The following is a 13,455-nucleotide window of genomic DNA, read 5'->3' on the forward strand; positions in this document are numbered from 1 at the left end:
GATCAAGTCAGGGACCAGCGACTCCACCCCAACGATTGACCACCGCTTCTCGGCAGATCTACGGTAGAAGGCGCTTTCTGAAACTGTTTCCACTCAGCGTGTCAGGAGACTCATGCCCAGCCCCCAGCTGCCGCGGGCCGTGTTCGCGATGGATCCGGTACACCTCCCCCTGCTGTTCCCCCCGCCGCTCATGCACCGGCTCCACCGGGCCGCCGACCTCGACCCCGCCCTCGTCGTCCAGGACTTCACCGACCCGGTGGCCGTCGACGCGCTGGCCCGGGCCGAGGTCCTTATCACCGGCTGGGGCTGCCCGCCCCTCGACGCCGACGTCCTCGCCGCCGCCCCCCGGCTGCGCACCGTCCTGCACGCCGCCGGCTCCGTGCGCTCACTCGTCGGCGACGCCGTATGGGAACGCGGGATCACCGTTTCCAGCGCCGTCACCGGCAACGCCCTCCCCGTCGCCGAGTACACCCTCGCGATGATCCTGCTCGCCGGGAAGGACACCTTCACCCACCGCGAGCGGTTCAGAACCACCCACGCGTACCCGACCCCGACCGAGACCGCCCACACCGGGAACGTGGGTCGCCGGATCGGAGTCATCGGGGCCTCCCGGGTGGGGCGGCGACTGCTGGAGTTGCTACGGCCGTTCGACTTCACGGTGCTGCTGCACGACCCGTATGTCAGCGCCGGGGACGCCGCGGCGCTCGGCGCTCAACTCGTGTCGCTGGAAGACCTGTTGAGGCACAGCGACATCGTGAGCCTGCACGCGCCGGACATTCCGGAGACATATCGGATGCTGGACGGGGAGCGGCTGGCGCTGATCCGGGACGGCGGGGTGCTCATCAACACCTCCCGGGGGGCGCTGGTGGATCCGGACGCGCTGGCGGACGAGCTGGTCTCGGGGCGGCTGCACGCGGTGCTCGACGTGACCGAACCCGAGCCACTGCCTGCGGGGTCGCCGCTGTACCGGCTGCCGAACGTCTTCCTCACCCCGCACATCGCCGGGTCGCTCGGGAACGAACTGGAGCGGCTCGGGCGGATCGTGGTGGAGGAGCTGGAGCGGCTGGGGGCGGGGGTGGCGGTGGCGCATGAGGTGCGGCGGGCGGATCTGGCTCGGGTGGCTTGAACGGAGGGCAGGGGCGGGGCGTGGGCGGGGGCGCCTGGCCAGGCACAACGCTCATGTCACGGCGTTTGCCGGTTTTACCCCACAGCCGGCGTGCTGAATATCTGGCCCTTTCGCCTACGGGGCGCTTTCTGCCGGTGGCCCGCAGACAGGGGACGTGGGTGGGCCCGTGCCGCGAGTCCGGGGGGGGGCCGTGCCGTGGGTTTTTGGGGCCTGGCACACCGTTGGGAAACAAGTGGAAACCATGGGATACGGTTTTCCGTACCGGTGCTCGACAGGGGCCGGCCAGGCAGGCTTTACGGGAACGACGAAGGAGCCGCAGGGTGAGTCAGCGCAAGGCGTCCGGGGACGCCGGACGGGCCACCATCCGTGACGTCGCGGAGCGCGCGGGTGTTTCCGTGGCCAGCGTGTCGCGTGTGCTGTCGGGCAACTATCCGGTGTCGGAGGATCTGCGGCGCCGGGTGATGAAGGTGGTCCAGGACCTGGACTACGTCACCAACGCTCATGCGCGGTCCCTGGCGGGCGGGGGCACCCCGACCGTGGCGATCCTCATCAACAACATCACCGGTGCCGCCTTCGCCCATGTGGCCAAGGGAGTTGAGGGCGCCGCCACGTTGCGGGGCTGGCTGTCGCTGGTGGGGACCACCGGGGACGATCCCGAGCGGGAGCTCGCGCTGGTCAACCTCATGCGCCAGCAGGGGGTGGCGGCTGTGGTGCTGCTCGGTGGCGCTTATGACTACGACGAGTACCAGCTGCGGATGGCCCGGTTCGCCCGGTCGCTGGACGCGGCCGGGTCGCATCTGGTGCTGGTGGGGCGGCCTCCGCTGGAGGGGGACGTCCCGGCCACCACGGTCGACTACGACAACGAGGGTGGCGCCTATGCCATGGCCAGCCATCTGTTGTCCGCCGGGCACCGGAGGGTGCTCGTGCTGCCGGGACATGCCGAACTGACCACCGCTCAGGGGCGGTTGGAGGGTGCGCGGCGGGCGTTCGAGGCGTACGGGGTCGAGTTCGATCCGGGGCTCGTTCGGCATGGGCCGTACGACTACGAGCACGGGTACGAGGCCGTCGAGACCGCGCTGCACGAGACGCCGGACTTCACCGCCGTTCTCGCGGGCACGGACGTGGTCGCCGCCGGCGCCATGCAGGCGTTGCGTGCTGCGGGGCTGCGGGTGCCGGAGGACGTGTCGATCGTGGGGTACGACGACATTCCGCTGGCCTCCCAGCTGACCCCTCAACTCACCACCGTGCATGTGCCGTACGAGGAGATGGGGCGGGTCGCGCTGCGGGCCGTCGCCGATCGGCGGGAGGGTGGTTCGGGGCGCCGCAAGGGCAGCGACGGCGATCATCTGGTGCTGGGCACCCATGTCGTCGTACGGAACTCGGTTCGGCCGCCCTCGCCTCGCACCTGACAGAGGTGACAGAAGAAGCATTCGTTTCGTAAGCGTTTTCTCAAGGTTTTTTCGTGGCAGGGTCAGGCCGTCCCAAGGGGCGGCCTGATGTCGTTCAGCGACCTAGCCTCACTGTCTGACCTGGTCGTTTGGCCGTCCCAGGCGCTCCGAGGTCACCTTGGGTCCGGCTAACGCAACAGACAGACCGGCGTAACAAATTTCCGCGCACCTCTTGCTATGGACAGACGCCTCGTCCTACCGTCCCAGCAACCGCTTACTACATCTTCCGCTTGGCCGACCCCCCGCAACCGCGAGCCGACGGATTTCCGGCCGCCGTTCCCGGCCCGCACCGAGCCGCCGTCCTCGTTCCGAGACGCCCTACTTTCCGAAGGAACACGGTCAGATGAACTTCACCAGCCCCCGGAGAAGGTTCGCCCACGTCGCTGTCGCGGGTGTCGCCCTGACAGGTCTGCTCGCCGCGTGTGGCGGGTCGGACTCCGGAGACGACGGGTCCTCAGGGGCGTCGGGTCCGGTCACCCTCCCCTTCTGGGGATGGGCCAACGGCCAGGACGCGGTCGTCAAGGCGTTCAACGCCTCGCACAAGGACATCAAGCTCAAGTACACGAAGGTCACCGACCAGCTGACCATGCAGAAGCAGCTGACGAACGCGGTGAAGGCCGGGAACGCGCCGTGCCTGGTGCAGAACACCGCCGAGTACGTGACCAGCTGGGTCTCGCAGGACGCGCTCGCGGACATCTCGCAGTACGTCGACTCCGAGAAGGGGAAGTTCAACGCCGGGGCCTGGGCCAGTGCGCAGGTGCAGGGCAAGTCGTACGGGGTGCCGACCAGCTCCGCGCCGAACTTCACGGTCTACCGGACCGACGTCTTCGACAAGTACGGGCTGAAGGCACCGACGACATGGGACGAGTTCATCGCCGCGGGCAAGGTGCTCAAGAAGCACGGCGTGAAGATCACCAACTATGCGGGGGAAGACCCCAGCACGCTTGAGGTGCTGGCCATGCAGGCCGGTGCGCACTGGTACGCCATCGACGGGAACTCCTGGAAGGTGGACTTCCAGGACGCGGGGACGCTGAAGGCCGCGAAGGTCATTCAGGAGATCATCGACAACGATCTGAACTCCAAGCTGTCGTTCGCGGACTACGCCGCCGTGCAGCGCAACTACGACAACGGCGGTACCGCCACTCGGCAGATCTCCACCTGGCAGCAGGCGGGCATGGTGCAGAACTTCACCAAGTCCTTCGGGAAGTGGGCGCTCGCGCCGTGGCCGACGTTCGCCGGTGAGGCCGCCAAGACGCCCGCCGGCACCAATCTGACCGGCAGCGTGACGCTGGTGACCAAGAGTTGCGAGAACCAGAAGCAGGCCGCCGAGGCCGCGCTGTGGATGTCCACCGATCCCGGTGCCGTGAAGACCATGGCCAGTCCTGAAACCGGTAACGGGGTGTTCCCGGCGCTCAAGGACAGTGACTCCTATGTCGCCGAGGCGACCTCCGAGAAACTGCTCGGGAAGAACTACGACGCCGCGCAGACCGTCGTGAAGGACAGCCTCTCCACCATCACCACCGACTGGACCTTCGGGCCGAACTGGACCGCCATGTTCACGGAGATGCAGGCCGGCTGGGCCAAGGTGGTCAGCAAGGAGCAGACGGTGACCGACCTCCTCGCCCACATGCAGGAGTGGACGGTCAAGGACCTGAAGTCCCGCGGTATCAGCGTCAAGGGCTGAGGCACCGATCCATGATTCGCTCACAGCGCTGGAAGGGTGCCGCGTTCACGGTGCCCTTCCAGCTCGGCTTCGTGTTTCTGTATCTGCTCCCCATCGGGTACGCCGTCTATCAGTCGCTCTATCACGAGCAGCAGTCGGGGCTGGGGCTCGGCGGCGCCACCGAGAAGTTCGTCGGTCTCGACAACTACAAGGAGGGGCTGACCGATTCGGCGTTCATGGGGTCCGTGCTGCGGGTGGTGCTCTTCGCCTGCGTGCAGATTCCCGTGATGCTGCTCATCAGCCTGGTGCTGGCACTGCTCCTGGACGCGGTCACCGCCAAGGTCGCCGGCCGGTTCCGGATTCTGCTGCTGGTGCCGTACATGATCCCGGGTGTGGTCGCCGCGCTCGTGTGGATCAACCTGTACAGCCCGGACGTCGGTCCGTTGACGCCGCTCGGTGACTTCTTCGGGTTCCACTGGAACTTCTTCTCGCCGTCCATGGTGTGGCCGTCCATCGGCAACCTGCTGACCTGGCACGGCATCGGCTACAACATGGTGATCATCTACTCCGCGCTGCAAGGCGTGCCGCGTGAGCTCTTCGAGGCGGCGCGGCTGGACGGCGCCTCGGAGTGGCGGATCGCGCGCAGTATCAAGGTGCCGTTCGTGCGGGGCGCGTTGGTGCTGACCGGCATGCTGTCGATCATCCAGATGCTACAGATCTTCAACGAGCCGGCGCTGTTCCGGAACATCACTCCGCAGACCGTCGACGACAGCTTCACCCCGATCATGATCATCTACAACCAGGCGTTCAACGCCGGCAATTACCACTACGCCGCGACCCTGTCGGTGCTGCTCGCACTGATCCTCGGTGTCGGCTCCTTCCTCTTCTACCGGCTCACTTCGAGGGAGGTCGACTGATGACCATGACCGAAGAGCGCGCTGCGACGACCGGCAAGGTGCGCCGGCTCAACCGGCCCGATCCCGCCGCTCGTTCACGGGGCGGGCAGCGGTTCCTGCTGGTCGGGCTGGCGCTCGCGAGCATGTACAGCCTGTTCCCGGTGTGGTGGCTGATCGTCGCCTCGACCAAGGACCGTACCGGGCTCTATCAGAGCAACGGGCTGTGGTTCTCGGATGGTTGGCATCTGTGGGACAACCTGCGTCAGCTGTTCACGTACAACGACGGCATCTTCCTGCGCTGGACCGCCAACTCCCTTCTGTACGCGGGGGTCGGCTCGCTGGGCGGGACGCTGCTGGCGCTGGCGACGGGGTACGGGCTGGCCCGGTTCCAGTTCCCGGGCCGGAATCTGGTGTTCGCGTGCGTGGTCGGGTCGTTCCTGATCCCGATCGCGCTGCTCACGCTGCCGCTGTATCTGCTGTTCTCGGAGATCGGGCTGGTCGACACGCCCTGGGCGATGCTCATCCCCTGTCTGATCAATCCGTTCAGCGTCTATCTGGCGAAGGTCTACACCGAGGCGACCATCCCGTACGAGCTGCTGGAGGCGGCCCGGATCGACGGCGCCGGCGAGCTGCGGATCTTCTTCAGCATCGTGCTGCGGATGATGACGACCGGCGGGGCGACCGTGTTCCTGCTGGCCTTCGTCAACACCTGGAACGCCTTCTTCCTGCCGCTGACCGTGCTGCGCGGCGAGGAGAACTGGACCCTGAACCTGGGCCTGTACAACTGGTCCGGCAAACGCCTGGAGTCCGGCGTCGACCTGACGAGTCTGGTGCTGACCGGCGCGCTGCTGTCCATCGTGCCGATGGCGATCATGATGGTCGCGATGCGCCGCTACTGGCGGTCCGGCGTGACCCTGGGGGCCCTGAAGTGACCGTGCTGCGCAACCCGGTCATCCGGGGGTTCGCCCCCGATCCCTCGCTGGTACGAGTCGGTGACTGGCACTACGTGGCGACCAGTTCCTTCGAGTGGTTCCCGACCTTGCCGATCCACCGTTCCCGCGATCTCGCGCACTGGGAGTACGCCGGGCACGTCCGGGGCGCGGTCCCGGGCGGCTCGCTCGCCGGGGTGCCCGACTCCGGTGGCGTCTGGGCGCCCTCGCTGAGCTGGGACGGCGAGCGGTTCTGGGTCGTGTACTCGGTGGTGCGTTCGGTCGGGACGCCGTACTTCGATCTGGACACCTATGTGAGTACGGCGCCGGCGGCGGACGGGCCCTGGACCGCTCCCCGCCGGGTCGCGAGCCATGGCTTCGACCCGGCGCTCTTCCATGGCGAGGACGGCCGGCTGTGGCTGCTGAACATGCAGAGCGACCATCGGCCGGGCGGGCGGCGGTTCGCCGGGATCGTGCTGACCGAGCTGGACCGCGAGACGCTGGTCCCGGTGGGTGAGACGCGGCTGCTGCTCCAGCACGAGCGGCTCGTGGAGGGGCCGAAGCTGCTGAAGCGCGGGGACTGGTACTACCTCGTCCTCGCGGAGGGCGGCACCGGTTTCGAGCACGGGGTGCTCGTCGCCCGCAGCCGCGCCCTGACCGGGCCGTACGAACTCGACGGCCGGCCCCTGCTGACGACGCGCGACGACCCGGCCGTGCCGCTACAGAAGGCCGGGCACGCCGAGCTGGTGGAGACGCCGGACGGCGAGTGGTTCCTCAGTCATCTGGCGGCGCGTCCGCTGCGCACGCCCGCCGGACCGCGCTGCCCGCTGGGGCGGGAGACGGCCGTCCAGGCGGTCGTATGGGACGAGGACGGATGGCCCAGGCTGCGGCACGGCGGGCATCATCCGGCGGTCGAGGTCGACGTACCGACAAAAGAACATGTCGTCCAAGGCGAGCCTGTCGAAGGGAGCTTGGGCTGGCCGTGGAGTGCTCTGCGCGAGGCCGTCGACCCGTCGTGGGCGGACGCCGAGGCCCGGCCGGGGTGGATCCGGCTGCGTGGGCGGCACGGTCCGGAGTCCCGTTGGGCGCACAGTCTGCTCGGCCGGCGGATCACCGAGCACCGCGCGGAGGCCGAGGTCACCGTCGAGGCCCGGCCGCGCAGCTTCACCGAGGCGGCGGGGCTGGTCCTCTGGTACAACACCGAGGCCTACCTGGCGCTGGACCTGACCTGGGCCGAGCCCGAGGGTGAGGGGCAGCGTGGGCAGCAGTGGCGAGGGGCGGGGCGTACGGTGCTCAGCCTCGTGGAGCGGGACGAGGACGGCATCCGGCAGGTGGCCCTGGCCGAGGTCGACGCCGACCGGCCCATCACGCTGGGGGTGAGCGTCGAGGACGGGGCCGCGCGCTTCTGGTACGTCACGGAGACGGAGCGGACACGGATCGGACCGCCGCTCGACTTCACCAAGCTCTCCGACGACCACGGATCGAGACTGCGCTTCACCGGCGCGATGGCCGGCATCCATGCGGTGGACCTGGTGCACGGGGCGTTCACGGCCGACTTCGGCGGGTTCCGGCTCAGCTGCCACGGACAGTAAGCGCGTTCGGTCTTTCGAAAGTCACGGATCACACAGGGATGCCGGCACTGGCCAACTCTGACCTCAGCCCGACCTCTTTCGGACTCCGCGGGGTCAACTTAGGGTAGGAAGCGCTTACTGTTTTCCGCGCTGGTCGAAACTTTCCAGGGCCCTCGGGCGGGCCGGAGAGGTGGTTCCCGATGGTCCGTACGGGAGGTACGAGCGTGGCGGCCGGGCCGACCCTCGCGGTCGTGGCCCGGGAGGCGGGGGTGTCCGTGCCCACCGCCTCCAAGGTCGTCAACGGTCGTGAGGACGTCGCGCCCGAGACACGGCGCCGGGTCACGGAGGCCCTGGACCGGCTGGGATACGTCCGCCGGCCCCGGTTCGACGCGGCGAAGCCGCCGGGCCTGGTCGACCTCGTCGTGCACTCGCTGGAGACCTCCTGGTCGGGTGCGGTGCTGCACGGGGTGGAGGAGGCGGCCCACGACGCGGGTCTTGAGGTGGTCGTCTCGGCGGGGCTCACCCGCAGCCGGGGCGACCGCCCGGAGCGGGGCTGGCTGGACAAGCTCATCGCCCGTGGCTCCTCGGGGGTGTTGTTCAACCTGGCGGAGCTGACACCGTCGCAGTACGCGTGGCTGGAGCAGCACCGCATCCCGTTCGTGATGATCGACCCGGTGCTCGAACCGCCGCCGGGCGTGGTGTCGGTGGGTGCGGCGAACTGGCAGGGCGGGGTGACCGCGACCGAGCATCTGCTGGCGCTCGGCCATGAGCGGATCGCGATCGTCGCCGGACACCGGCGCAGGATGTGCAGCACCGCCCGGATGGCCGGCTACCGCTCGGCACTCGCCACCGCCGGGGTCCGCCAGCGCCCCGAGTATGTGCGGTACGCCGGTTTCGACGAGGCCGAGGCCCGCCACCGCATGCTGGAGCTCCTCGACCTGCCGGAGCCGCCGACGGCCGTCTTCGTCTGCTCGGACCGGATGGCGCTCGGGGTCTACGAGGCGCTCGCCGCCCGGGGTCTGCGGGTGCCGGACGACATGAGCGTCGTCGGCTTCGACGACCTCCCCGAGTCCCGCTGGCTCGCCCCGGCCCTGACCACGATCCGCCAGCCCCTGTCGGAGATGTCGGCGACGGCCCTGCGGCTCCTGGTCCGCATGATGGACGGCAAACGCCCCGAGGGCACGCGCACGGAGCTGTCGACGCGCCTGGTGGAACGCACGAGCACGGGGCGCCCGCGCGACCAGGGGAACGCGGGGAGCGGCGGCTAGTCGAGCCCGGCCGCCCAGGTGATGCCGCCCAGCAGATGGGCGCGGAAGTCCGGGTCCTCGTAGGCCTCGGGGGCGTGGCCGAGGGCCGTGTAGAAGACCCGGCCCGCGCCCTGCTCGCGGCACCACACCAGCGGGTGGTCGGCGCCCATGCCGCCGCCGTCGTACGAGGACTCGTCGGCGGACGCCAACACCCGTACCGCGTCACGCGGGTTGGTGCGGAAGTCGTACCACTCGTCGGTGAACTCCCAGACGGCGGGCAGCTGCCGGGTGGCGGGGTGGGTACGGTCCTCGATCAGCACCTTGCCGGGCTGGTGGGCGGGGTGACGGTCGAACCGGGCGCCCAGCATCTCGCCGTAGTAGGGCCAGTCGTACTCGGTGCAGGCCGCCGCGTGGATGCCGACGAAGCCGCCGCCCGACTCCAGATAGGCGGCGAGGCGCGCGCGGCCGGGGGCGGTGAGGACCTCGCCGCTGGTGGAGAGGAAGACGACGGCGGCGTACCCGTCCAGGGGCGTTTCCAGGGCGGCGGGGTCCTCGGTCGCGTCCACCGCGAAGTCGCCGAGGGCGCGTACGGCGGCGATGCCGGCCGGGATGGAGTCGTGCCGGTAGTCGGTGGTGCGGGTGTAGAGGAGGAGCCGGGGAGCCATGTGATCAAGCCTAGGTGAGGGTGGGGCGGTGTCCCAGGGCGCCAGGAGCTGCGAAATTTTCGGGGTGACCGCACAGGTGTTCCCCTGCTCGCGCGGCGTTGCGTAGCCTCGGCGGGGATGAACACAATTCCTGCACGACTGGACCACCTGGTTCTGGCGACCCCCGATCTCATGGCGACGGTCGCCGACTTCACCCGGCGCACCGGGGTGGCCCCGGCGCCCGGCGGGGTGCATGTCGGGCTCGGTACCCGCAACTTCCTGGTGGCGCTCGGCGGTTCGGGCTATCTGGAGATCATCGGCCCCGATCCCGAGCAGCCGGCGCCCGAGGGGCCGCGCCCCTTCAGCGTGGACGCGCTGAGCGTGCCGCGCACGGTGACCTGGGCGATCAGCCCGCCCGACCTGGACGCGGCGGTGGCGACCGCCCGGACCCGGGGCTATGACCCCGGCGACATCCACCCCATGAGCCGCCGTACCCCTGACGGCACCCTGCTGGAGTGGCGGCTGACGGACGGCGACACCCAACACCCCTCCGGCCTGGTGCCGTTCCTCATCGACTGGGGCACCGCACGCCACCCGTCCGCCTCCGGCCTGCCCGCCACTCCCCTGCTCGCGCTCTCGGCGACGGCCCCCGACCCCGACGAGATCCGCCACCTGCTCGCGGCCCTCGACACCGAACTCCCGGTCACCGAGGGCCCGTTGGGGCTGACCTTCACGGTGGACACGCCACGGGGCCCGGTCACCTTCACCTGACCGGGGCCGGTCACCTTCACCTGACCGGGCCGCCCGGTCGGTCGGCCTCACACGACCGCACGCACCGCCATCAACAGCCCGCTCGCCCAGTCCAGCCGCACGGTACGGAACTCCTCGCGTGCCTCCAGATCGGCCAACAGCCGTACGACGGAGGCCGCGTGACCCTCGGGCCAGCCGGGCTGCGGGTCGAGGTCGTCGATCAGATAGGTGCCGCCGGGGGCGACGGGTCACCTTCACCCGACCGCGGCCGATCACCTTCACCTGACCGGGCCGCCCGGTCGGTCGGCCTCACACGACCGCACGCACCGCCATCAACAGCCCGCTCGCCCAGTCCAGCCGCACGGTACGGAACTCCTCGCGTGCCTCCAGATCGGCCAACAGCCGTACCACGGAGGCCGCGTGACCCTCGGGCCAGCCGGGCTGCGGGTCGAGGTCGTCGATCAGATAGGTGCCGCCGGGGGCGACGAGTTCCAGAGCCCGGTCCAGGTGGGTGAACTTGCCCGGCCAGGTGTCCGCGAAGACGAGGTCGAAGGGCGCGCCGTCGTAGCCCTCCAGCCATGTCCCGCCGTCGCCGCCGACGAAGGTGACACGCGGATCGTCCCCCAACTCGGCCTGGGCGACGGCCTGGTACCCGGCGTCGAGTTCGACGCTGACCAGCCGGGCGTCCGGGTCCATCCCGCTCAGCAGCCAGGCGGTGCCCTCCCCCACCCCGGTGCCGAGTTCGAGGATGCGGCCACCGGGGCGGCTCGCCGCGAGCACGGCGAGGAGGCTTCCCGTGCGCTCCTCGCAGGACATGGTGAAGCCCGCGTCACGGGCGCGGGCGCGGAGGGCGGCCAGGGCGGCGGGCAGGTGGCGGGGAGTGTCGTCCATCGGCCCATGATGGGAGGGGTACGGGGGCGCGGGCAACGAAGATTTGCGGCTCCCCCGAGCGGTGTCCGATTCCTTCAAGACCACGGGCGCAGGACCTGCCTACGGTGGCCGCATGACTCCACGATTCGACGCCATCGGCCTCGTAGTCTCCGACATGGCCGCCTCGGTCGCCTTCTACCGCAGGCTCGGTCTCACCTTCCCCGAGAACGCGGCGGACGAGCCGCATGTAGAGGCCCAACTCCCGGGCGGTCTGCGCCTGTTGCTGGACACCGAGGCGACCGTCCGCTCCTTCCACGCGGACTGGCGGCCACCGACCGGGGGCGGCAGCCGCACCGGCCTCGCCCTGCGCTGCGACAGCCCCGCCGAGGTGGACACGGTGTACGCGGAGATGGTCGACGCCGGTCACCATGGCGAGCTCAAGCCCTGGGACGCCTTCTGGGGCCAGCGGTACGCGACCCTGCACGACCCGGACGGCAACGGCGTCGACCTGTTCGCCCCGCTACCGACGGCCCAGTAGCTCACCGAGCGGCAGCCCCGCCAACTCCCTTACGTCCCGGGCGAGATGGGCCTGATCGGCGTACCCGGCACAGGCCGCCGTCTCTGCGTACGGCATCCCGCGCCGAGCGAGCCGCAGCGCCCGCTGGAGCCGCAGCACCCGGCCCAGCGTCTTGGGCCCGTACCCGAACGCACCGAGGCACCGCCGGTGCAGTTGGCGGGCGCCGAGCTCCAGCCGGTCGGCGGTGGCGGCGACGGTGCGCCCCGCGTCGAGGGCGTCCACGACCTCCCCGAGCAAGGGATCGGGGGCGCCGGCATCGGCCGCGAGACCGAGCGCCACCTCTTCGAGCCCGCGCGCAGGATCGGCGGCGGCGTTCACGCGTGCGGTGAGCCGGCGGACCCGGCCGGCGGACCAGAGATCGGCAAGTTCGACCCGCCGGTCAAGCACTTCGCGGGCGGGGACCCCGAGGAACGTGGGCGCGGTGCCGGGAAAGAACCGAATACCGGCCCAACCACTCCGCTCACCCCCGGTGACGAACGCGCGCGTATCGGGCCCGGCAACAAGCAACCGCCCGTCGTGCCAGAGCAGATCCATGCACCCGTCGGGAAGGACACGGCCGGGCTGGAACAGGGGCGGGGTGCTGGTCCACACAACGGACCCGGGAAGCCGCCCAGCTCTCTCCGCGTACATACGAACAAGGCTACGGGTCACCCCCTAGGGGCGCGGGGCTGTGTCGATCCGCGGCTCCGCCGCGTGGGCGCGACCAGCCCCCACACACCCGCACCCGCACCCGCACCCGCACCCGCACCCGCCAGCGACCCCTACACCCCCCCTCCCCCGATGCTCCTGAGGACTCACCCCGTACACCCTCTTGAACGCACTCGACAGGGCGAACGCACTCCCGTACCCCACCTCCCGGGCGATCGCCTCCAACGTCGCGTCCCCCTCCCGCAGCCGGTCCGCCGCGAGCGCCAGCCGCCACCCCGTCAGATATGTCATCGGCGGCTCCCCCACCAGCTCGGTGAACCGTCGCCCCAGCGCCGCCCGGGAAACCCCCGCCTTCGCCGCGAGCGACGCCACCGTCCACGGATGTGCGGGATCGTCCTGGACGAGCCGCAGCACCCGGCCCACCACCGGGTCGGCGAGCGCCCGGTACCAGCCGGGTGCCTCCCCCTCGGGGCGGGCGAACCAGGCGCGCAGGGCGGCGATGACGAGCAGGTCGAGGAGGCGGTCGAGGACCACTTCCTGTCCGGGTTCGTCGCGGACGATCTCCTCCATGAGGAGCGGCGTGAGCGGGCAGTCCCACACCTCGGGGGTGAGCGTCAGCAGTGGCGGCAGCGCGTCCAGCAGGCGCCCGCTGACCTCGCCCTGCCACAGATATGTGCCGATCAGCATCACGGCCGACCCGTCGACCCGGTCGCCCCACGTCCGTACGCCGAGGTCCATGACGCCGTTGAGGGAGCGCCCGTCGGGGTAGCGGCACTCCCCGCCCGGCAGTATCAGTGCCTGCGGCTCGGTGCCAGGGTCGTCGGCGCAGGTGTAGGGGTCGGGGCCGCGGGCGATGGCGAGGTCGCCGGCGCGCAGTCGTACGCTCCCCCAGCCTTCGGCCGGGACTCCCATCTCGCTTCGCTCGCCCGCGTCCGGCATGATCCATGCCTCGCCGCGGACCATGAGCATGACGGTGAGCGGGGCGCGGTCCTCGACGCGCACGCTCCAGGGCGGATCGAAGCACGCCCGGATCATGAAGGCGCCCCGCGCGCGGGGCCCTTCGAGAAGGCCTGCGAGAGCGTCCAT

The 13,455-nt window shown here is 70.2% G+C and carries 12 protein-coding genes and 1 pseudogene; 9 read left to right on the plus strand and 4 right to left on the minus strand.

What is annotated here, in order from left to right; translation table 11 throughout:
- The first annotated feature begins 112 nt into the window (after positions 1–112).
- The 7 genes from OG866_RS09560 (at position 113) to OG866_RS09590 (ending at position 8,901) form a co-directional block, all read left to right on the plus strand.
- On the plus strand, positions 113–1,126 hold the full coding sequence (locus OG866_RS09560; protein ID WP_329333302.1) for a hydroxyacid dehydrogenase: 1,014 nt from the start codon (positions 113–115) through the stop codon (positions 1,124–1,126).
- Between the two features lie 320 nt (positions 1,127–1,446).
- Positions 1,447–2,535: a LacI family DNA-binding transcriptional regulator gene (locus tag OG866_RS09565; RefSeq protein ID WP_329333304.1), complete on the plus strand. Its 1,089-nt coding sequence runs from the start codon at positions 1,447–1,449 to the stop codon at positions 2,533–2,535.
- 382 nt (positions 2,536–2,917) lie between these two features.
- Positions 2,918–4,258: an ABC transporter substrate-binding protein gene (locus OG866_RS09570; protein WP_329333306.1), complete on the plus strand. Its 1,341-nt coding sequence runs from the start codon at positions 2,918–2,920 to the stop codon at positions 4,256–4,258.
- Between the two features lie 11 nt (positions 4,259–4,269).
- Positions 4,270–5,154, plus strand: a complete 885-nt coding sequence (locus OG866_RS09575) for a carbohydrate ABC transporter permease (RefSeq protein WP_329333307.1) — start codon at positions 4,270–4,272, stop codon at positions 5,152–5,154.
- A complete protein-coding gene (locus OG866_RS09580; RefSeq protein ID WP_329333308.1) occupies positions 5,154–6,065 on the plus strand; it encodes a carbohydrate ABC transporter permease in 912 nt (303 codons plus the stop codon). Before OG866_RS09575 ends, OG866_RS09580 begins: the two co-directional genes overlap by 1 nt.
- Entirely contained in the window at positions 6,062–7,654 is a 1,593-nt protein-coding gene (locus OG866_RS09585) for a glycoside hydrolase family 43 protein (protein ID WP_329333310.1), read from the plus strand. The genes OG866_RS09580 and OG866_RS09585 overlap by 4 nt, the downstream gene beginning before the upstream one ends.
- Before the next feature lie 179 nt (positions 7,655–7,833).
- Complete coding sequence (locus OG866_RS09590) at positions 7,834–8,901, plus strand: LacI family DNA-binding transcriptional regulator (protein ID WP_329333311.1); 1,068 nt, start codon at positions 7,834–7,836, stop codon at positions 8,899–8,901.
- Here the strand turns inward: OG866_RS09590 and OG866_RS09595 are convergent.
- A complete protein-coding gene (locus OG866_RS09595) occupies positions 8,898–9,545 on the minus strand; it encodes a ThuA domain-containing protein (protein WP_329333312.1) in 648 nt (215 codons plus the stop codon). The genes OG866_RS09590 and OG866_RS09595 overlap by 4 nt on opposite strands.
- Before the next feature lie 117 nt (positions 9,546–9,662).
- Between OG866_RS09595 and OG866_RS09600 the strand changes: the two genes are divergently transcribed.
- Positions 9,663–10,295 (plus strand): VOC family protein, encoded by a 633-nt coding sequence (locus tag OG866_RS09600; protein ID WP_329333313.1) that lies wholly within the window; start codon positions 9,663–9,665, stop codon positions 10,293–10,295.
- Between the two features lie 288 nt (positions 10,296–10,583).
- Here the strand turns inward: OG866_RS09600 and OG866_RS09605 are convergent, their stop codons facing one another.
- Positions 10,584–11,165 (minus strand): O-methyltransferase, encoded by a 582-nt coding sequence (locus OG866_RS09605; RefSeq protein ID WP_329333315.1) that lies wholly within the window; start codon positions 11,163–11,165, stop codon positions 10,584–10,586.
- Between the two features lie 112 nt (positions 11,166–11,277).
- Here OG866_RS09605 and OG866_RS09610 point away from each other — a divergent pair, with 112 nt between their 5' ends.
- Positions 11,278–11,682 carry a VOC family protein gene (locus tag OG866_RS09610; RefSeq protein WP_329333317.1) on the plus strand — a complete coding sequence of 135 codons (405 nt, stop codon included), beginning with the start codon at positions 11,278–11,280 and terminating at the stop codon, positions 11,680–11,682.
- Here the strand turns inward: OG866_RS09610 and OG866_RS09615 are convergent.
- Both OG866_RS09615 and OG866_RS09620 read right to left on the minus strand, forming a co-directional pair.
- On the minus strand, positions 11,665–12,351 hold the full coding sequence (locus OG866_RS09615; RefSeq protein ID WP_329333320.1) for a helix-turn-helix domain-containing protein: 687 nt from the start codon (positions 12,349–12,351) through the stop codon (positions 11,665–11,667). The genes OG866_RS09610 and OG866_RS09615 overlap by 18 nt on opposite strands.
- 141 nt (positions 12,352–12,492) lie before the next feature.
- Positions 12,493–13,455 (minus strand): annotated as a pseudogene (locus OG866_RS09620) (AraC family transcriptional regulator); the annotation flags it as partial.

The sequence above is a fragment of the Streptomyces sp. NBC_00663 genome (assembly GCF_036226885.1).
Taxonomy (GTDB): domain Bacteria; phylum Actinomycetota; class Actinomycetes; order Streptomycetales; family Streptomycetaceae; genus Streptomyces.